A 19,275-nucleotide genomic window follows, 5' to 3' on the forward strand; every position below is an offset into this window, starting at 1 on the left:
CCCGGCCGGGCGGCGTCGTCATCGGCGGTGACAGACTGGAGCCATGAAGAGCGAGCCGTTGGATCCCAGCCCCACCGAGACGCAGGTGGAGCGCTACCGCACGCTTGCCGCGGACCACGCCGTGGGGGTGGGGGTGGTGTGCGCCCGCTACCGGGGCAAGGACCACGCCATCACCGTCACAGCGTTCGCGGACGTCTCCTACGACCCGCCCACCATGCTCGTGTGTCTCTACGACATGGGCCGCATGTGCGAGGCCGTGGCGAGCACCGGCACGTGGACCCTGTCCCTGCTCAACGTGGACCAGCGCTCCGTGGCCAACTGGCTCGCAAGCCCCGGCAACCCGGTGGACGGCTTGCTGGACACCGTCCCCTTCCACCGCACCGAGCGCAGCGGTACGCCGGTGATCGACGGCTGCCTGAGCTGGTTCGAGCTCGACACCGTTTCCACCCACACCGCCGCCACGCACCTGGTGGTGGTCGGCAGGGTCACGGCCATGGGCAGGGGTGACGACGCCGGGCGGGCCGACCGCCCGCTGATCCACTTCGCGCGGGAGTACCGGGGTCTGGTCTGACAGCGGAGGACCGAGGACCGAAAACCGTCGCCGACTGCGCTGCGAGCCTGCGGTTCTGTCCCCCAACATGACGTTCTTCGACGCGGTGTGGCCCAGAATGTGGACTGGCAAAGAATAGGTTGGACAGGATTCGCCTGGAAGGATCTACAGTGGCCGGAAATTAGCGGAAAGAAACCGCCGATCCCGGAGCACAGCCGTGTGAGAGGAACCCATCATGCCGGAACGCGTCAGCCACACCACGTCCACCACGCCCCAGAGCCCGGACTCGGGGCCGGCGCCCGAGACCGTTCCCTCGTCCGGCGCCGAGGCCGAGCGCGTGTCCGCGCAGGCCGTGGACCTCGTGGCGCCCACCGAGGCCCTGCGCAGCGATCCGGCCCTGACGGAAGGGTTCAAGTCCGCGTTCGGCCAGCACCCCGCGGGCATCGCGATCATCACGGCGACCGGCCCCGAGGGTCCGGTGGGGCTCACTGCATCGTCGGTGTCCTCCATCTCCGCGGACCCGCCCATCCTGGGCTTCTCTCTGCAGGCCAGCCGCGGGTCGGCCGCGGTGGTGGCCGCCGCGACGTCGTTCGTGGTGCACTTCCTGGACGCCGACGACGTCGACCTCGCCCGCTCCTTCGCCGTCTCCGGCGCACCCCGCTTCGGGGACGACATGCCCTGGACCACCCTGCCCACTGGCGAACCGCGCCTGACGGACGTGCGCCGAGTGCTGCGGGCCATTCCCTTGGCACGGATCAAGGCGGGCCCGTCCCTCGTGTTCAACGCGGCCGTGGTGGAGGTCCTGGGCATGGAGGGCTCCGGCCGTCCGCTCGTGTACCACCAGCGCCAGTTCCACGGCCTGAGCGAGGAGTCGGTCCTGGGACTGCGTGCCTGAGTCGTTCCCGGTCGCTCAAGTTACTTTTTATTGCATAGGTTGACGCGGCATGTATCTCGTCGTAGATTAGTTTCCGAAGCAAGCAGTTGGACGTCGAACGGCGCCCGCCAACCCGAAGGAGTACGACATGAGCACCCTCGAAGGCATGACCCCCGGCACCTGGACCCTGGACCCGGCTCACACGGAGGTGGGCTTCTCCGTCCGCCACGCGGGCATCTCCAAGGTCCGCGGCGTCTTCAGCGACGTTTCCGGCGAGCTGAACGTCACCGATGACTCCGCCAACAACACCGGTCTCGTCACCATCCAGACCAACTCCGTGGACACCAAGAACGAGGGCCGTGACAACCACGTGCGCAGCGCCGAGTTCTTCGACGTCGAGAACTACCCGCAGATGACCTACAAGATCACCGGCGTGGAGCTCAACGGCGACGAGGGCACCGTCAAGGGCCAGCTGACCCTGCGCGACGTGACCAAGGACGTGGACCTGGCCGTCGAGTTCAACGGCGTGGCCGTGGACCCGTTCGGCGCTACCCGCGCCGGTTTCAGCGCCTCCACCTCGATCTCCCGCAAGGAGTTCAACGTGACCTGGAACGCCGCCCTCGAGACCGGCGGGGTCATGGTCTCGGACAAGGTGAACATCACCCTGGACGTGGAGTTCACCGCTCCCGAGTCCAGCTCCAACTGAGCTCGGCTGCAACTGAGCCAGAGCTGGACGCAGTGAGCCACTGACTCCGGACAGCACTGAACGCGCCCCTCAGGACACAGTCCTGAGGGGCGCGTTCTGTGCGCACGCTGCCCGCTCTCGGGGCTGCCGTCAGCGCAGGGACTGCACCACGAAGTAGACGACCGGCACCAGGATGAGCCCGATCAGCGCAATGCGGCGCACCCGCACCTCCATGCGCGCGGGGTTGACGTGATGACGGGTCGGGTGGCGATCCGCCTCGGTGTTGAGGTCACTCGCTGTCTGATCGGCGACGTGGCGCGAGTCGCCCTCCTGCGGCGGGTCGGACGGGATGTTCACGGGCACTCCTGACGGGCCTGGCGGGCGGGATGGCTGACCGGGGCCGGGGTCATCGCCAGCGGGTGGTCATGATCAGGCCGGTGAGCATGAACCCGAGCCCGATCACGAGGTTCCAGACGCCGATCCCGGGAATGGGGATCAGGCCCTGGAAGAGGTAGTAGGAGATGATCCACAGCAGGGCCACGATCATCAGCCCCACCATGATGACCTTGTACCACGTGGGCGTGGGCTGGTAGTCGACAGCGCGGCGCTCGCGCTCCTCGGCCTTGGCCGCCTTCTCCTCGCGGCGCTTCGCGGCCAGTTCGCGCTTGCGGCGGGCCTTGAGCTCGGCCGGCGTCTCCTCGGCAGTCTCCGTACTCTTGGCGGCCGCGCCCGTGGCCCTCTCGCTCCTCGAGCCCTCAGCGGCAGCGGACGCCGCGGCGTCCGTCCGCGCCGTCGCACCGACCCTGCTCGCGCCCTTGCGGGGGTTGTTCCCGGCGCGCTTCTTGCGGCCCGCGGACTTTGCGCCCCCGGCGGACGCGGCATCGCCCTCGGCTCCGGTGGCTGCGTCCGCATCGGTGCCTGCCGTGGCGGTGCCCGTGCTCTTGCCCGCCGCCTTCTCCGAAGTGCCGTGCGCGCGGGCAGCGGGGGCGTCGTCGTCGACCAGCTCGTGGTCCGTGACCGCGTCCTTGGCGGAGACGGACGTGGAGCCGGCATTGCGCGCCGCGTGCCGTTCGAAGGAGGCCGCCGCGCTGTTACGGGGGAGGATCTCGGCGGCGAGGGCCGCGAGCTCCCGGTCCCGATCGGTCAGGACGAACTGCTGGGCGTCGTCGTCATCCTTGCGGGAGCGGCGGAAGCGCTTCTGGGACTGGGCCAATGCTGTTCATTCCTCCTGATGGGTGGGCTCCCGGTGAGGGGCCGGCCGGGGCGGAGCGCGGGTGGGCCGCTGCGGCCCGAGGCACCTCATCCGCCCGGCGCGGTGCGGGGCCCGGTGGGATCGGCGTTCAGTCTATCGGCCGCCTCGGGCGTAGACTTGCGCACGTTCTGTCAATTGGTGAACGCGCAGGAGTTCTTGAGTGTCCGTGAAGATTCTCGTGGTGGACAACTACGACAGCTTTGTCTACACCCTGGTGGGCTATCTCCAGCAGCTGGGCGCCCAGACCACCGTGGTCCGCAACGACGACCTCGACGTCTCCGCCGCCACCGCCTTGGCCGGTGAGCACCAGGGCGTGCTGCTCTCTCCGGGCCCCGGTGCCCCGGCGGACGCCGGCGTGTGCTCGGACCTGATCCGCTGGGCCGAGGTGAACCAGAAGCCCTTGCTCGGGGTGTGCCTGGGCCACCAGGCCCTCGGCGAGGTCTACGGCGCCCGCGTGGGTCACGCCCAGCAGCTGATGCACGGCAAGACCTCCCGCCTGGTCCACAACGAGGACAGCGTGTTCCCCGGCGTGCCCTCCCCGTTCACCGCCACCCGGTACCACTCCCTGGCCGTGGACGCGGACACCGTCCCGGACTGCCTGGAGGTCACCGCCACCACCGACGACGGCCGCGCGGTCATGGGACTCAAGCACCGCAGCGCACCGCTGCACGGGGTCCAGTTCCACCCCGAGTCCGTCCTCACCGAGGGTGGTTACCTCATGCTCGGCAACTGGCTCGAAAGCGTGGGCCAGCACGGTGCGGCGGCCGCGGCGGCGGGGCTCTCCCCGCTCATGACCGCCTGAGCGGACTCCTTCGCCCCTCGCGGCACACCACGACGACGCCGGGCGCGAACCTTGCGGAGGCGGCGGACCGCCGCCGTTCGGAGATCCCAGACGCGCCGACCTGCGAGCCCCTCGAACCGTGAACGCACCACCAACGACGAACGCCCCGGACACCATCGAGTGTCCGGGGCGTTCGCTCATCCGCTCAGCCGTTGCCACGGCCCCCGCGTGACGCCGTGGGCCGTGGTGTGGCGTGGCTCTGGGTGGGTTGGGCCGTGGGCGCCGTCGTCTCCTCCTCAGTGGGCGTGGGCTCCGCGGTCTCCTCCTGCGTGGGGGTGGGGGAGGGAGTGGTTCTGCGCGCCACAGTGAGCGTGATCGTGGAGCCCTGGCTCACGGACGAGCCGGCGGGCGCGGACTGCGCGAGCACCGTGCCGGTCTCGGCGTCCTGCGTCTCCTCGATCTTCACGTCCGAGCCCAGCCGGACGTCCAGCGCGCGCAGCGCCTGCTCCGCCTCCGCGCGGGTCATGCCCACGACGTCCGGGACGGTGACCTTCCCGGAGGAGACCTGCAGCTTCACAGCGCTGCCGTGTGCCACGGAGGTGCCCGGAGTGGGATCGCTGGAGATCACCACGTTCTCCGCCACGGTGGCGCTGTTGACGGTGGTCACCTCGCCCACGCCCAGTCCGGCCTTCTGCAGCGCCTGACGGGCGTAGTCCAGCGACTGACCCACGAGGTCTCCGGGGACATCCACGTTCTCGGGCCCGTCCGAGACCACCACGGCCACGGTCGAGCCCTCGTCCACCTCTGTCCCGGCCGTGGGGTCCATGCTGATGACGTGCTTGTCCGGCACGCTGCTGTCGTGCTTGGTGGTGAACGCGGGGTTCAGCCCGGCGTCGCGCAGGGTGTTCTCAGCGGTGGTGCTGTCCATCCCCACCACCTGGGGGACGCTCACGCGAGTCACCTGCTCGGCCTGCTGGGACTGCCACCACTGCACTCCCATGACTGTGCCGACGCCCAGCAGGGCGAGCAGCAGCAGGAGGAGGACGGGCAGCAGCCAGGCCCGTCGCTTGCGGGGTGCCGCAGCGGTGGCGGGGGCGGCCACGGGCACGGGGTCCGTGGCGTCGTCCGGATCGAGGTCCCCGTGCTGGGCGGGTGTGGGGCCCGAGGGCTCGGCGTCCTCGCTTCGCCCCGCCGCGGTCACCGCCGCGGCGGGTGCACCGGCACCCACCGCGGGAAGGGTCTTGGTGCTGGAGTCCCCGGCCAGTGCGGTGTCGATGGGCTGGGTCGCGCCGAGGTCCCCGGGCAGGGTCGCGCCGAGGTCGCGCAGGGCGCGTCGCATCTCCCCGGCGTCCGCGAAGCGGTCCTCGGGGTTCTTCGCGAGCGCACGCTCCATGAAGCGGTCCACGGCGGGTGGCAGCTGGGGATTCAGCGCCGACGGCGCCGGCGGAGCGTCCCGCACGTGCTGCGCGGCGATCGCCACGGAGGACTCGCCCACGAACGGGGCGCGCCCGGTGAGCATCTCGAACATCACGCAGGCGGCGGAGTAGAGGTCCGAGCGGGGATCCACGGCAGCGCCGCGGGCCTGCTCTGGGGAGAGGTACTGCGCGGTGCCGAGCACTGCCTGCGACTGCGTGAGCGCGGCCTGCGTGTCCTCCACGGCGCGCGCGATCCCGAAGTCCATGACCTTGACGCCGCCGTCCGGTGTGACCTTGACGTTGGCCGGCTTGATGTCCCGGTGCACGATCCCGGCACGGTGGCTGAAGGACAGCGCGTCCATGATGCCGAGCATGTACTCGACGGCATGCTCGGGGGTGACCCCGTCACCGTGGATGAGCTCCCGCAGGGTCTGGCCGGGGACGTACTCCATCACGATGTAGGGCCGCAGCACCCCGTCAGGGCCCTGGGGAGTGATCCCGCCGGTGTCATAGATGGCGACGATCGAGTGGTGGTTCAGGGACGCCACCGCGTGGGCCTCGCGCTGGAAGCGCTCGTGGAACGTCTCGTCCGCGGCGAGCTCCGGTCGCAGGATCTTGATCGCCACGCGGCGCCCGAGCCGGACGTCCTGGCCCAGGTGCACGGTGGCCATGCCGCCACGGCCAATGATCTCGCCCACCTGGTAGCGGTTGTTGATCAGATCAGGAATCGAAGACGCCGCCATGCCCGCTACCCGTCTGTACCGGTGCCCGGACTGCCCGGAGTGGCGGGCGCCGCCACGGCATCGCCGTTCGAGCCCTGCCCGGACGTGCCCTGGCCGGAGGAGTCATTGCCGGTGCTCGTGCCGGGCTCCTGCGCCTGGGCGTCCGAAGCGCCCTGGGTGGGGTCTGCCGCGCCGTTCGTCGCACCGCCGTCGTCAACCCCGCCCTGGGTGGCGCCGCCGTTCGCGGGCTGGGTGGGAGCCGCGGGCGCGGCGGTCTCCTCACGCGCGGGCGAGGTGGCCTCGCGGGAGCTTCCGGTGTCGGCACCGGAGTTCTGCGTGGCGCTCGAGGACGGGGTCCAGGCCACGTAGAGCACCACCGTGGAGCCGATCTCCACCCGGGAGCCGCCCTCGGGATCCGAGGAGACCACGGTGTTCTCGGCCTTGCCGGTGCCCTGCTGCAGGCGCTTGTCCACGTTCACGCCGAGCGCGACGATCTCGTCCGAGACGCTCTGGGCGTCCCGGCCCACGATGTTGGCGGGCAGCGTGACGGCGTTCGCGTCCGTGGGGCTCACGGTGGAGGACGTCACGGTTCCCGGCTCCGGGGAGTCCGAGGAGTCCCGGCCGGTGAGGAACCAGACACCCGCCACGGCGAGCACCACGAGCAGGATCAGCAACGGCAGGAGCCAGGCCCAGACGGAGCGCCCCCCCGACTTCTCGGCCTTGCGGGACCCGCGCGCGGAGTGGTCCACGGCGTCGAACTGAGCCGTGGAGGGGTGCGCACTGTACCTGGGATCCGGGCGGTCCGCCGCGGCGGCCGAGCCTGTCCCGATCGCCGCGGGGGAGGCGGCCGTGCCGTCCATGGCCCGCGTGCGGGGACCCGTGACGGGGGTGATCGCCTCCGTGGGCTGGTCTTCCTGCGTGTACTTCTCCGACAGCAGCGGCGCCATGCCCGGGACCATGGCCACGGCGGACTTCACGTCCCCCCGGCGCAGAGCGTCGACGGCGTTGGCGAGCTTGCCCGCGTTGCCCGGCCGGTCCTCCGGGTCCTTCGCGAGCATCGACATGATGAGCGCGCGCACGGGTTCCGGCACCGAGTCCGGCAGCGGCGGCGGGTTGTCGTTGACCTGCGCCAGGGCGATCGCGATCTGCGACTCCCCGGTGAAGGGACGCCGGCCCGCGAGCAGCTCGTAGCCGATGATCCCCAGGGAGTAGATGTCCGAGGAGCCGGTGGCGGTCTGGCCCGTGGCCTGCTCCGGCGCGAGGTACTGGGCAGTGCCCATGACCTGTCCCGTGGCGGTGAGCGGCACCTGGTCCGCGAGGCGGGCGATGCCGAAGTCCGTGACCTTGACCCGGTTGTCCGGGGTGATGATCAGGTTGCCGGGCTTCACGTCCCGGTGCACGAGGCCCTGGGCATGCGCGGCGGCCAGGGCGCGCGCCGTCTGCCCGATGTAGTTGAGCACCGTGTCCGGGTCCACCGTCTTCTGCCGGTCGATGATGTTCGACAGCGGTTCACCCGGCACGAGCTCCATGACCAGGAAGGCCGAGCCCTCGTCCTCGCCGTAGTCGAAGACGTTGGCCACACCGGGGTGGTTGAGCAGCGCGGTGTGCCGGGCCTCCGCGCGGAAGCGCTGGAGGAACGTGGGATCCCCGTTGTACTCGTCCTTGAGGATCTTCACCGCGACGATGCGGCCCAGGACCTGGTCCTTGGCCTTCCACACCTCGCCCATGCCGCCGATGGCAATACGTTCCGTGAGCGCGTAGCGACCGCCCAGAATGGTGTTCGACGATGGTCTCACTTGTTCAACACCGCCTCGAAGAGTTGCCGTGCGCTGGGGCTGGTCAGGGCCGAGCCCGTGGTGACGTCCACGTCCTCGACCACCACGGACACCGCCAACTGGGGGTCATCCGCGGGTGCGAATCCAGTGAACCACGAATCGTTCAATCCGTCCTTGCCGATCTCCGCGGTGCCGGTCTTGCCGGCCACCTTGACGCCGTCGACCTTGGCGCCGGAGGCGATGCCGTTGTCCACCACCGAGGTCATCAGGTCCGTGACCGTCTTGGCCGTCTCGGTGTCCGTGGAGCGGCGCAGCTGCTCCGACTTGAACTCGTCGATCACGGAGAGGTCCGAGGAGCGGACGGTCTTGACCAGGCTGGGCTTCATCATCACTCCACCGTTCGCGATGGCCGCGGAGGTCATGGCGACCTGCAGCGGGGTGGTCCGGACGTCGTACTGCCCGATCGAGGACAGCGCCAGCTGCGACTGGTTCATCTGGTCCGGGAAGACCGACGGGGTCACCTGCAGGGGGATGTCCAGGTCCTGGCCGTAGCCGAAGTTCTCGGCGGTCTGCCGGATCTTGTCCTGTCCCAGGTCCATCGCGATGGAGGCGAAGGGCGTGTTGCAGGACTGCTCCAGGGCGAACTGCAGGTTCACCTGCGTGCGCGCCGAGCACCCGCCCTGCCGGTAGTTCGGCAGGGTCACGGTGGTGTCCGGAAGCGGCAGCTCGCTCGGGTTCTCCAGGGTGGAGTCCGTGGTGTACTTCCCGGACTCCAGGGCCGCCACGGTGTCGATGAGCTTGAACGTGGAGCCGGGGGCGTAGAGGTCTCCGCCGATCGCGCGGTTCACGAGGGGCTTGTCCGGGTCCGCGTTGAGCTGGTCGGACGCGGCCACCACCTCCTCGGTGTTGTGGGAGGACATGGAGTTCGCGTCGTAGCTCTTGCGGGAGACCATGGCCTTGATCTCGCCGGTCTTGGGATCCACGGCCACGATGGAGCCGTTGTGACCCTCCAGCGCGTCGTAGGCGACCTTCTGCAGGTCCGGGTCAATGGTCAGCTCCACGGACGCGCCCTTGGGCTGGTCGCCGGAGAACATGGACATCACGCGGTCGTAGAACTGGTCGTCGGAGGCGCCGGAGAGCTCGTCGCCCAGGGCCGATTCCAGGCCCGTGGCCCCGTAGACCAGGGAGAAGTAGCCGGTGAGGTTCGAGTACATGGGGGAGTCGGTGTACACGCGCTGGTGCTCGAAGTCGTCGTCGGACGGCTGGGAGGTGGCAATCTCCTTGCCGCCCACCAGGATCGAGCCGCGGTCCTGGCCGAACTGCTCGTACAGGGTCCGGTTGTTCCAGGGGTTGGCCTTGAGGGAACCGGCCGCGAAGAACTGCACGTAGGTCAGCGCGAGCAGCAGCACCACGACGATCGCCGCCACCATGAGCCACATCCTGCGGATCGCCTTGTTCACGGGGTCCCTCCTTCCTGCTGGTCGTCGTCCTGCACCGGGGCATTCTTCTTCTTCGTGCCGGTCCCCGCGTGGGGGCTGCCGGTGGCCTCGCGTTTCGCGTCCCCGCGCCTGCTCTGCGCCGGGGATCCGGAGCGGTCCGCGAGCCGGGACATCACCTCGGTCGCTGAGCCGGCCTCGGCGGTGTCGTCCGCGCCCGCGTGCGCTCCCGCGGAGGAGCTGAGCGCGGCCGAGCGCGTGGGTTCGGTGCGGGCCTCGGACGGCGCGCCGCCGGTGTCGCGGGCGGAGGGGTCGGCGACGTCGCGCTGCTGCTCGCGTGCGCGGCGTCGTCGTTCGACGGAGGCGAGGTCTTCGTCCGTGGCGGGGCCCGTGACCACGGGCCGACGCGCGCTGTGGGAGATCGCGAGCAGGACGGCCACGATGATCCAGTTGGACAGCAGCGAGGAGCCGCCGGCGGACATGAACGGCGTGGTGAGACCGGTCAGCGGCAGCAGCCGCGTGACACCGCCGATCACCACGAGCAGCTGGAGCACCATCAGGGCGGAGAGCCCCGCGGCGAGCAGCTTGCCGAACGCGTCCCGGGTGCCCAGGGCGGCCCGCAGCCCGCGCGTGGCGAAGAGCAGGAACAGCACGAGGATCGCGCCCAGGCCGATCAGCCCGAGCTCCTCGCCGAACGCCGTGATGATCATGTCCGAGTTGGAGTACGAGACGAGGTCCGGGCGGCCCTGGCCTAGCCCCTTGCCGAAGAGCCCGCCGGAGGCGAGACCGAACAGGCCCTGCACGATCTGTGCCGAGCCACCGGGGGAACGGTTGTAGACCTCGGGGTCGAAGGCGTCGAGCCAGGCATCCAGGCGCAGGCTCACGTGGGAGAACACCTTGCTGGCGGCGAACCCGCCCACGGCCATGAGCGCCACTCCCAGCACGATCCAGCCCAGGCGGCCGGTGGCCAGGTAGATCATGGCCAGGAACAGGCCGAAGAACATGATGGCCGTGCCCATGTCCTTCTGGAGCACGAGGACGCCGATGGCGATCACCCAGGCCGCGAGCATGGGCGCGACGTCCCGGAAGCGGGGCAGCCGCACGGGGCCGATCTTCCGCCCGGCCAGCAGGATCAGGTCCCGGTTGGTGGAGAGGTATCCGGCGAAGAAGATCGCCAGGGTGATCTTGGCGATCTCACCGGGCTGGAACGTGCGTCCGGCCACGGAGATCCACAGTCGGGCCCCGTTGATCTCCACGCCGAGCCCCGGGACCATCGGCAGCAGCAGGAGCAGCGCCGAGAGCAGCAGCATGATGTAGGTGACGTTGCGCAGCCGGCGGTGGTCCTTGAGGAACCAGAGCACCACGCAGCACGTCACCATGGCCACCGCGGTCCATACCACCTGGGTGTTCGCCGCGCTCTGACCGGTGGAGAGGTCGATGCGGTGGATCATCGCCAGGCCCAGTCCGTTGAGGGCCACGGCAATGGGAAGCAGGTAGGGGTCTGCGTAGCGCGCGCGGATCCACAGCACCACGTGCACTAGCAGTGCGCCGCCGGCGAGCACGGCGCCGCTGAGGACGATGTGACGGGGGTCCTCCCGCAGCTGGTCCGGGTCCACCAGGATGTTGGCGCCCACGCCGATGCACAGCGCGAGCAGCAGCAGGAACAGCTCGATGATCCGGCGGGGCCTGGGGCGCACGACGGGCGCGGAGTCGGCGGGGGAGGCCGTCGTGGTGGTAGCGGGGGAGCTCACGAGGCGTCACCCCCCGGTGTGGCGGAGGACGCGGCGGGGCTGGGGGAGGGGCTGCCGGAGGTCGTCGGGGTGGGGGTCGTGACGGTTACTCGGCCCGTGGGATGGGGCCCGGGCCCGGTGGAGGTCTTCAGGTCCGCCACAATCTTCTCGGCCTCCTCGCGGCTGCCGGCGGGGATCGTGGCGCGTACGCGCTCCCGGGCGTACTGGGAGAGCGAGTCCACGGAGATCTCCGTGGTGGAGTCCAACTCGCTCAGCGAGATGGGCCCGAGGGACTGCGAGACGCCCTGGAACACGGCTACCTTCCCCTGCTCCTCACCCACGTAGTACTGCGAGGAGGTCCAGGCGCGGGCGGCCCAGCCGCCCAGCAGCAGGGCGACGGCGAGCACGAGCACACCTGCGACCACCAGGGCACGACGGCGCGTGGAGCCTCGCCCGGGGTCCTCGCCCCTGCGGCGCAGCAGGCTGCGCACCTCGGCGGGGTCCGCGGTGACGTCCAGGGTGGAGGTGGAGAGCATGGTTGCGCGGCGCTGGATCGCAGAGTCGGAGACCATGGGGATCCGACCGGTCTGGGTCGCGTTGGCCGCGGCGCCCACCAGCAGGTGGGGGCGCTCGGCGAGGTCCCCGCGCAGCACGGACGCCGAGGACCGCTCGTCCCCGCTGGCGCCCGGGCCGGTGCTGCGTCCGGGTTCGCGGTAGTCGCGGCCGCCCCCTGCCACGGGGGAGTCCATGGGGCCGTCCCACTCCTCGACGGCCTCGCTCTCACTGCGCAGCTGCTCGTCCGAGGTGCGGGACTCGTCCGGCACGGCGCCCATGGCCTCGCCGGTCATGGGGTGGGCCTCCCGGCCGTCCGGGATCTCGCCCACCTGCACGACCACCACGGTCACGTTGTCCGGGGCGCCGCGGTCCAGGGTGAGCTCCACCAGGGAGTTCACGATCTGGTTGAGGTCCCCGGTGGAGCGCATCACGTTCTCGATGGTCTGCGCGTTCACGACGGCGTTGAGCCCGTCCGAGCACAGCAGCCAGCGCTCGCCCACGGCGGGGCGCACGGTGCGCACCTCGAGTTCGGGGGAGGCGTCCACGTCCCCGAGCACCCGCATGAGCACGTTCTTGTGGGGGTGGGTCTCGGCCTCCTCCGGCCGCAGCCGCCCCTCGTCGATGAGTCGCTGCACGAACGTGTGGTCCGTGGTGACCTGCTCGAAGCCCTCGGTCTCGGAGAGCCGGTACGCACGCGAGTCCCCGATGTGCGCCACCGAGATCTCGTCCCCGTCGATCAGCAGGGCGGTGACCGTGGTGCCCATTCCCCCGAGCCGGGGGTTGGACTGCACGAGTTTGGCGAGGTTCTGGTTGGCGTTCTGGATCTCGTCCGCGAGGACCGTGGCGCCGTCGCCGTCGTGGCCGGCGTGGTCCAGGTGCGTGAGGTCGATGACCGCGGACGCGGAGGCCACGTCACCGCCCACGTGACCGCCCATGCCGTCGGCGACGACGGCGAGGTAGCGCCCCGCGTAGGCGGAGTCGTCGTTCTTCGAGCGGACGCGGCCCACATCGGAGCGCGCCGCATAGCGGAAGGCGATGGGCATGGGCTACGGCCTCAGTTCCATCACGGTTCGCCCCACGCGGAACTGCACGCCGGGGTCCACGGCGGCGGCGCGGGAGATCTTCTGGTCACGCAGGAAGGTTCCGTTGGTGGAACCGAGGTCCTCGAGGAACCAGCGGGAGCCCTGCGGGAACAGCCGGGCGTGGCGGCCCGAGGCGTAGTCGTCCTCCAGGGGCACGGTGGCCTCGGGCGAGCGGCCCAGCATTACCGGGGCGGAGCCGAGCTGGTAGCTGCTGCCGGCCAGCGGGCCCTCGACGACGACGAGCTGCTGGGGCCGGTGGCGCGTGCCGCCGGTGGTGGGCGCGGAGGTGCGGGGCTCCGGCGCGGACTCGGGGGCCCTGCGCTCCTGCCGCGGGGGCTCGGCGGCGCGGGCGCTGCCGGCCCGGGCGGCGGTGCGCGCTCGGCCGCTGACGGTCAGGTCACGGGCCTGCGAGTACACCACGGCCGCGATGAAGACCCACAGCAGCGCGAGGAAACCGTAGCGCAGCAGGGTCACGGTCAGTTCGGACACGTCAGCGCCCCTCCTTCGGCACGAGCAGCCGGAAGACCAGCCTGGTGCGTCCCATGGCGATCACGGAGCCGTCCACGAGCTGGGCCCGTCCCTGGATCTTCTGGCCGTCCACATAGGAGCCATTGGTGGATCCGAGGTCCACGGCCAGGAAGTTGCTCCCCTGGCGGCGGATCTCGAGGTGTTTGCGGGAGACCCCGGTGTCCTCCACGGTGATGTCCGCCTGCGAGGAGCGGCCCACGCTCACGCTGTCCGCGTTGAGGGAGAACCGTTCGGATCCCACCTCGATCACCGGCACCTTCCGCAGGACGGGCGCAGGGGCCTCGTGGTCGGCGGGCCCGGCAGGGGCGTACCCGGGGGCGGAGGTCGTGGTGCGGCCATCCCGCGTGGTGCGGGCCGGTGCGGGAGCCGGGGGCTGGGGTGCGCGCGCGGAGGTCCCGGCGTTGGCGGGGGCCGGGGGTGTGCTCGTGCGCTCGAACGAGGGGACGACGTCGAAGTTCCCCGCCTCGAGCTCCGAGTTGCGGGTGAAGCTCACGCGCACCGCGCCCTGCAGCGTGTAGGCCTGTGAGCGGGCGTGGCGGATGACGACGTCGCACAGCTCCTCCGCGAGCTGCACGCCCCACTCCTGGGCGCGCGGGAAGTCGTCGTCCGAGAACTCGACCGTGAACACGTTGGGGGCCATGGTGCGCCCGCCGCTCACCGTGAAGGACTCCTGGTCCAGCTCGCGGCGCAGCGCGCTCGCGATCTCCACGGCCTCGACCCGCTTGCGGGAGCCGGCGGTGAAGGCGGTGCGGACCGCTTTCTCGATCCCGTTCTCCAGTCCGGTCCAGAAACCCATCCCGCCTCCTTTCTCGGCCAGCCAGTGGCGGTGCGTTCAGTGCAACCGCAGGGGGGCGGTGTGGCACACGGTCGTCAGCAGTCCCCAGAATAGTAGCCGCAGTGGCTGTGCGAGCGGTGACAGGTCTCCCGTGCGCGGCGGCGGCGGCCCGCGTGCGGCGCGATCGGGGGCCGCCACGCCGGGCACGGCGGCGTCGTCCCCTCCCCGCTCAGGGCAGGCTGGCGGCGAGCTCCACGGCCTCCTTGATCGCGCGCTTGGCGTCCAGCTCGGAGGCCACGTGGGCACCGCCGATCACGTGGACCGGGCGCCCACCCGTCAGCTGCTCCGCGAGCTCGGCGCGGGACTCCTGCCCCGCGCACAGCACCACGGTGTCCGCCGGAACGAGCAGCTCGACCTTCCCCGGGGCGAGCGCCACCGCGGTGGCCGCGCCCGGGTGCCCGGCTTCCTGGCGCACTGCTTGCGAGTGCCCCGCGGCAGCGGCGGCCCCGGCGCGGGTCTGCTGGCGCGGGGCCGATCCGGCGCCGCCGCCCGCCGCGTTGTCCTCCAGCGTGCCGGTGCCCGGGACCAGCACGTGCACGCCGTCCCCGTCGATGCGCTGGTACTGCACGCCGGTCATGAAGTCCACGCCCGCCATGCGCAGCTCCGCACGGTGGATCCACCCCGTGGTGGTGCCCAGGCGTGCCCCCGGCTTGCCCTCGCCGCGCTGCAGCACCGTGACGTGGCGCAGCGGCGCGGTCGGCTCCGGGCGCAGCAGCCCGCCGCGGGCCTCGAGCGTACGGTCCACGCCCCACTCGCGGTAGAAGTCCGCGTCCGGGTCGTGCGTGAGGAAGTGGGCGACGTCGAAGCCGATCCCGCCGCCGCCAACCACTGCCACGCGCTCACCCACGGGTGCGCCCTCCAGGACGTCCTTGTACCCGAGCACCGTGGGGCCGTCCTCCCCGGCGATCCCGGGGATGCGCGGCGTGACGCCCGTGGCCAGCACCACGCGGTCCGCGTCCGCGAGGTCCTGCGAGGTGGCGGTGTGCCCGGTACGGACAGTGACTCCCAGCTCGGCCAGGCGGGTGCGGAAGTAGCGGATGGTGTGGCCGTAGTCCGCCTTGCCGGGGATCCGGCGGGCGAGCTGGAACTGGCCGCCGATCTCCGGCTGCTCCTCGAACAGGGTGACGTGGTGCCCGCGGGCTGCGGCGGCCTCGGCGAACGCCATCCCCGCCGGGCCCGCACCCACCACGGCGATCCGCTCCGCCGTGCGGGTGGGTCCGAGCGCGAGCTCGTCCTCCCGCATGGCCCGCGGGTTCACCAGGCAGGACATCCGCTTGCCGGAGAAGGTGTGGTCCAGACAGGCCTGGTTGCACGCGATGCACGTGTTGATCTCTGCCGGCCGTTCCTCGCGGGCCTTGGCCACGAACGCGGGGTCCGCGAGGAACGGGCGGGCCATGCACACGAGGTCCGCGTCTCCCCGGGCGATCACGTCCTCGCCGATCTCCGGGGTGTTCATGCGGTTGACGGCCGCGACGGGCACGGAGAGGTTCTCGCGCAGGGCGCGGCTCACCCACGTGAACGCGGCGGGCGGGACGTTCGTGGCGATGGTGGGGATCCGCGCCTCGTGCCAGCCGATGCCCGTGTTGATGATCGAGACCCCGGCCTCCTCCACCTCGCGGCCGAGCGCGAGGACCTGCTCGAACTCCTGCGCGTCCGGCACCAGGTCCAGGGCGGAGAGCCGGTACATCACCAGGAAGTCCGGGCCCGTGGCCTCCCGCACGCGGCGCACGACCTCCACCGCGAAGCGCCGACGGGCGGCGTCCGAGCCCCCGTAGCGGTCCGTGCGCTGGTTGGTGTGAACCACCAGGAACTCGTTGATCAGGTACCCCTCCGAGCCCATGATCTCCACGCCGTCGTAGCCGGCCTGCTGAGCGAGCGCGGCGGCACGGGCGAAGTCCTCGACGGTGCGCTCGACCTCCTCGGTGCTCAGCTCCCGCGGGGTCACCTTGTTGATCGGCGCACGCAGGGGCGACGGCGCCACGGCGTTCGCGTGCATGGCGTACCTGCCGCTGTGCATCAGCTGCAGGGCGATCAGCCCGCCCTCCGAGTGCACGGCGTCCGTGACCGTGCGGTGCGGCGGCAGCTGGTCCTCACGACTCAGGTGGGCGCCGTCATGGCGGGCCGCTCCCTCCTCGTTGGGGGAGATGCCGCCGGTGACGATGAGTCCGGCCCCGCCCCGCACGCGCTCCACGTAGAACCGCGCGAGCTCGTGCTCACCGCCCGGCGTTTCCTCGAGGCCCGTGTGCATGGAGCCCATGATCATGCGGTGCGGCAGGGTCAGCGAGCCCACGCGCAGGGGGGCCAGCAGGTGGGGGTAGGACGTCATCCGATACTCCAAGTCTCAGTTATTTCCTCCACCCTAGAGCTCGTGAGCTGGATCACCAATCCGATCGGGCCGGGAGGTCCGACGTTGCACCACGGGTCTGGGGACCGCCAGAGCACGGGAGAAGGTCCCGCCGGGTGCTGGCCCTGGTGGGCGGTGCGACACGGTGTTATTATGAAGACATCAGAATAAGGGCCGAGGGGCGCGCCGGTCCGGCCGCACCCCGCCCCGACGAGGAGGTTGTCATGGCCAAGAAGTCCAGCAAGAACGCCACCTACACGGTCCCCGGTCTCACCACCGAGCAGGGTCACGCGGTGGCCGATGTCCTGCAGCAGCGCCTGAACGCGCTCAACGACCTGCAGCTCACCCTCAAGCACGCCCACTGGAACGTGGTGGGTCCCAACTTCATCTCGGTGCACGAGATGCTCGACCCCCAGATCGACGAGGTCCGTGGCTACGTGGACGAGGTGGCCGAGCGCATGGCCACCATGGGCGTTTCGCCCAATGGCCTGCCCGGCACCATCGTGTCCGGGCGCACGTGGGACGACTACGACGTCATGCGTGCCTCCGGGGTGGAGCACCTCGCGGCCCTCGACCTCGTCTACGACGGCGTGATCCAGGACCACCGTGCCGCCCTGGCAGAGGTGGGGGACGTGGACCCCATCACCGAGGACATGCTGATCGCCCAGGTGCGCGGCCTCGAGCTGTTCCAGTGGTTCATGCGCTCACACATCGAGAACGACTCCGGCGTGCTGGAGAACAGCTCCGCGCGCACGGAGAAGGCCGCAGCCAAGGCCGTGAAGAAGGCCGTGGCCGGCAAGTCCGGCAAGGGTGCGACGTCGGGCAAGTCCGCAGGCAAGAAGGCGGGCTCCGGCCAGAAGGGCTGATCCGCCGCCCCCGCACGCAGAAGAACCCCCGGTCCTCCCCCGCAGAGCGGTGAGGGTCGGGGGTTCCTGCATGCTGGGCGGGTCAGGAGACCGTGGCCACCCGGATGGTCTCGGGCAGGGCCTTGATGGCGGCCACGACCTCGTCCGTGACGCCGTTGGCGCAGTCCGTGACCATGTAGCCCATCTGGCCCTTGGTCACGAGCTGCTGGCGGTCCACGTTGATCCCGTGCTCGCCCAGGGTGGAGTTCACGCGGGCCAGCACGCCGGGGACGTTGCTGTGGATGTGCAGCAGGCGGGTGCCGTGGATGAACGGGTCCAGCTGCACCTCCGGGAAGTTCACGGACAGGCTCGTGGTGCCGTAGCGGCAGTAGTCGATGAGCTTGCCGGAGACGAAACCGCCGATGTTCTCCTGCGCCTCCGCCGTGGAACCGCCCACGTGCGGGGTGAGGATCACGTTGGGCAGCCCCTGCAGCGGGGATTCGAAGGGCTCGCCCGCGGCCTTGGGCTCGGAGGGGTAGACGTCCAGGCCGGCACCGGCCAGGTGCCCGGAGACCAGGGCCTCCTGCAGGGCCTCGATGTCCACCACATGGCCGCGGGAGAGGTTCAAGAAGATTGAGCGGGGGCGCATCTGGCGGAACTGCTCGCGGCCGAACATGTTGGTGTTGCTCTCGCGCCCGTCCACGTGCAGGGTCACGGTCTCCACCGTGCCCAGCAACTGTTCGAGCGAGTCGCACTTGGTGGCATTGCCCATGGCCAGCCGATCCACGACGTCGTAGTAGTAGACGTCCATGCCGAAGGCCTCGGCCACCACGGAGAGCTGCTTGCCGATGTTGCCGTAGCCCACGATGCCCAGGGTGCGGCCGCGGACCTCGTGGGAGCCCTTGGCGGACTTGTCCCACACGCCCTGGTGCATGGCCGCGTTCTTGTCCGTGAGGTGGCGGGCCAGGGCGATGATCTCGCCCAGCGCGAGCTCCACCACGGAGCGGGTGTTGGAGAACGGCGCGTTGAAGACCGCGGTGGCGGTGTCCGTGGCCGCGGTGAGGTCGATCTGGTTGGTCCCGATGCAGAACGCCCCCACCGCCTGCAGCTGCGGGTGGGCCTCCAGGACCTCGCGCGTCACCTGCGTCTTGGAACGGATGCCCAGCAGGTCCACGCCGTCCAGTGCGGTGAGCAGCTCCTGGGGATCCAGGGCGCCCTTGCGGGTCTCGACCTCGAAGCCGCGGCTTCGCAGCGCGTCCACGGCGTCGGAATGAATGTTCTCAAGGAGTAAGGCCTTCACCCGTCCATCCTAAGGGGTGGGTCTGCGGCGTTTCCTCCCGCGTCGGCCATGCCAGGTATCCGGGCACACCGTTCGGAACCGCCCCGGGACAGGGGGGGAGGGGGTGTTGTCCCCGGGGCGGTTTCGAACGGCCCAAGGCCCCCACCGCGGGTGGGGTACTTGGAGCCGGGCGGTGGAGCGTCCCCCCGCCCATGCATGACGAGCAGGCTCACAGGGTGAACCCGTCAGCCCGCGATCCCGAAGGCCGTGAGGAAGTCCAGCTCGATGCCGGCCACGCTGCCCAGGGGCTGGGTGGCGGAAGTGGCGATATCCACGGTGTACGTCCTTGTCTCGTTGCTCCTGCAGTGCGCGTGAGCGAGCAGCGATCGTGACTGAGTAGTGATCGTGACTGAGTAGTGATCGTGACTGTGCAGTGCCGGGCCGGTCCGTGCGGAATCTGTGTGCTCCGTCCGTTCTCGAACCCGGCAGCAACCACCGTACGGAGAGTACACACCCCGCGGATACTGTCCATCGGCCAGACTTCCGATGGCCGATGGACAGCTCGGACTGGCCGTTCGGCCACTCCC

Annotated in this window: 16 protein-coding genes; 5 read left to right on the forward strand and 11 right to left on the reverse strand. The window is 70.6% G+C overall.

Annotation, left to right across the window (positions count from 1 at the left end; all coding sequences use genetic code 11):
- The first annotated feature begins 43 nt into the window (after window positions 1–43).
- From ABD264_RS11650 to ABD264_RS11660, 3 genes are all read left to right on the forward strand, one after another.
- Entirely contained in the window at window positions 44–571 is a 528-nt protein-coding gene (locus ABD264_RS11650; protein ID WP_144943150.1) for a flavin reductase family protein, read from the forward strand.
- A gap of 214 nt (window positions 572–785) precedes the next feature.
- On the forward strand, window positions 786–1,445 hold the full coding sequence (locus tag ABD264_RS11655; RefSeq protein ID WP_083482298.1) for a flavin reductase family protein: 660 nt from the start codon (window positions 786–788) through the stop codon (window positions 1,443–1,445).
- Window positions 1,446–1,572: 127 nt separating this feature from the next.
- A complete protein-coding gene (locus tag ABD264_RS11660; protein WP_055082497.1) occupies window positions 1,573–2,130 on the forward strand; it encodes a YceI family protein in 558 nt (185 codons plus the stop codon).
- A 129-nt stretch (window positions 2,131–2,259) separates the two neighbouring features.
- Here ABD264_RS11660 and ABD264_RS11665 read toward each other — a convergent pair whose 3' ends face one another.
- Both ABD264_RS11665 and ABD264_RS11670 read right to left on the reverse strand, forming a co-directional pair.
- Window positions 2,260–2,466: a hypothetical protein gene (locus tag ABD264_RS11665; RefSeq protein ID WP_144943151.1), complete on the reverse strand. Its 207-nt coding sequence runs from the start codon at window positions 2,464–2,466 to the stop codon at window positions 2,260–2,262.
- A gap of 49 nt (window positions 2,467–2,515) precedes the next feature.
- A complete protein-coding gene (locus tag ABD264_RS11670; RefSeq protein ID WP_055082494.1) occupies window positions 2,516–3,322 on the reverse strand; it encodes a cell division protein CrgA in 807 nt (268 codons plus the stop codon).
- A gap of 199 nt (window positions 3,323–3,521) precedes the next feature.
- Here ABD264_RS11670 and ABD264_RS11675 point away from each other — a divergent pair, with 199 nt between their 5' ends.
- The gene (locus ABD264_RS11675; protein WP_055082492.1) at window positions 3,522–4,163 is read left to right on the forward strand and encodes an anthranilate synthase component II; all 642 of its coding nucleotides are present in this window, start codon (window positions 3,522–3,524) and stop codon (window positions 4,161–4,163) included.
- 184 nt (window positions 4,164–4,347) lie between these two features.
- On the opposite strand, the gene pknB is transcribed toward ABD264_RS11675, so the two are convergent.
- The 8 genes from pknB to ABD264_RS11715 all read right to left on the reverse strand — a co-directional run bounded on the left by pknB (window position 4,348) and on the right by ABD264_RS11715 (window position 16,546).
- On the reverse strand, window positions 4,348–6,300 hold the full coding sequence (gene pknB / locus ABD264_RS11680; protein WP_344206194.1) for a Stk1 family PASTA domain-containing Ser/Thr kinase: 1,953 nt from the start codon (window positions 6,298–6,300) through the stop codon (window positions 4,348–4,350).
- 5 nt (window positions 6,301–6,305) lie between these two features.
- Window positions 6,306–8,075: a protein kinase domain-containing protein gene (locus tag ABD264_RS11685; RefSeq protein WP_144943153.1), complete on the reverse strand. Its 1,770-nt coding sequence runs from the start codon at window positions 8,073–8,075 to the stop codon at window positions 6,306–6,308.
- On the reverse strand, window positions 8,072–9,514 hold the full coding sequence (locus tag ABD264_RS11690; RefSeq protein WP_144943154.1) for a peptidoglycan D,D-transpeptidase FtsI family protein: 1,443 nt from the start codon (window positions 9,512–9,514) through the stop codon (window positions 8,072–8,074). Before ABD264_RS11690 ends, ABD264_RS11685 begins: the two co-directional genes overlap by 4 nt.
- A complete protein-coding gene (locus tag ABD264_RS11695; protein ID WP_313960154.1) occupies window positions 9,511–11,241 on the reverse strand; it encodes an FtsW/RodA/SpoVE family cell cycle protein in 1,731 nt (576 codons plus the stop codon). Before ABD264_RS11695 ends, ABD264_RS11690 begins: the two co-directional genes overlap by 4 nt.
- A complete protein-coding gene (locus tag ABD264_RS11700) occupies window positions 11,238–12,818 on the reverse strand; it encodes a PP2C family protein-serine/threonine phosphatase (protein ID WP_303106250.1) in 1,581 nt (526 codons plus the stop codon). The genes ABD264_RS11695 and ABD264_RS11700 overlap by 4 nt, the downstream gene beginning before the upstream one ends.
- Before the next feature lie 3 nt (window positions 12,819–12,821).
- On the reverse strand, window positions 12,822–13,346 hold the full coding sequence (locus ABD264_RS11705) for an FHA domain-containing protein FhaB/FipA (RefSeq protein WP_303106251.1): 525 nt from the start codon (window positions 13,344–13,346) through the stop codon (window positions 12,822–12,824).
- A 1-nt stretch (window position 13,347) separates the two neighbouring features.
- Window positions 13,348–14,181 carry an FHA domain-containing protein gene (locus tag ABD264_RS11710; RefSeq protein ID WP_303106253.1) on the reverse strand — a complete coding sequence of 278 codons (834 nt, stop codon included), beginning with the start codon at window positions 14,179–14,181 and terminating at the stop codon, window positions 13,348–13,350.
- 208 nt (window positions 14,182–14,389) lie between these two features.
- The gene (locus ABD264_RS11715; RefSeq protein ID WP_303106255.1) at window positions 14,390–16,546 is read right to left on the reverse strand and encodes an oxidoreductase; all 2,157 of its coding nucleotides are present in this window, start codon (window positions 16,544–16,546) and stop codon (window positions 14,390–14,392) included.
- 242 nt (window positions 16,547–16,788) lie between these two features.
- Here ABD264_RS11715 and ABD264_RS11720 point away from each other — a divergent pair, with 242 nt between their 5' ends.
- Complete coding sequence (locus ABD264_RS11720; RefSeq protein ID WP_144943159.1) at window positions 16,789–17,430, forward strand: Dps family protein; 642 nt, start codon at window positions 16,789–16,791, stop codon at window positions 17,428–17,430.
- Between the two features lie 82 nt (window positions 17,431–17,512).
- Here ABD264_RS11720 and serA read toward each other — a convergent pair whose 3' ends face one another.
- The gene (gene serA / locus ABD264_RS11725) at window positions 17,513–18,709 is read right to left on the reverse strand and encodes a phosphoglycerate dehydrogenase (protein WP_144943160.1); all 1,197 of its coding nucleotides are present in this window, start codon (window positions 18,707–18,709) and stop codon (window positions 17,513–17,515) included.
- Window positions 18,710–19,275: the final 566 nt, after the last annotated feature.

The sequence above is a fragment of the Kocuria salsicia genome (assembly GCF_039532055.1).
Classification (GTDB): Bacteria; Actinomycetota; Actinomycetes; order Actinomycetales; family Micrococcaceae; genus Kocuria; species Kocuria salsicia.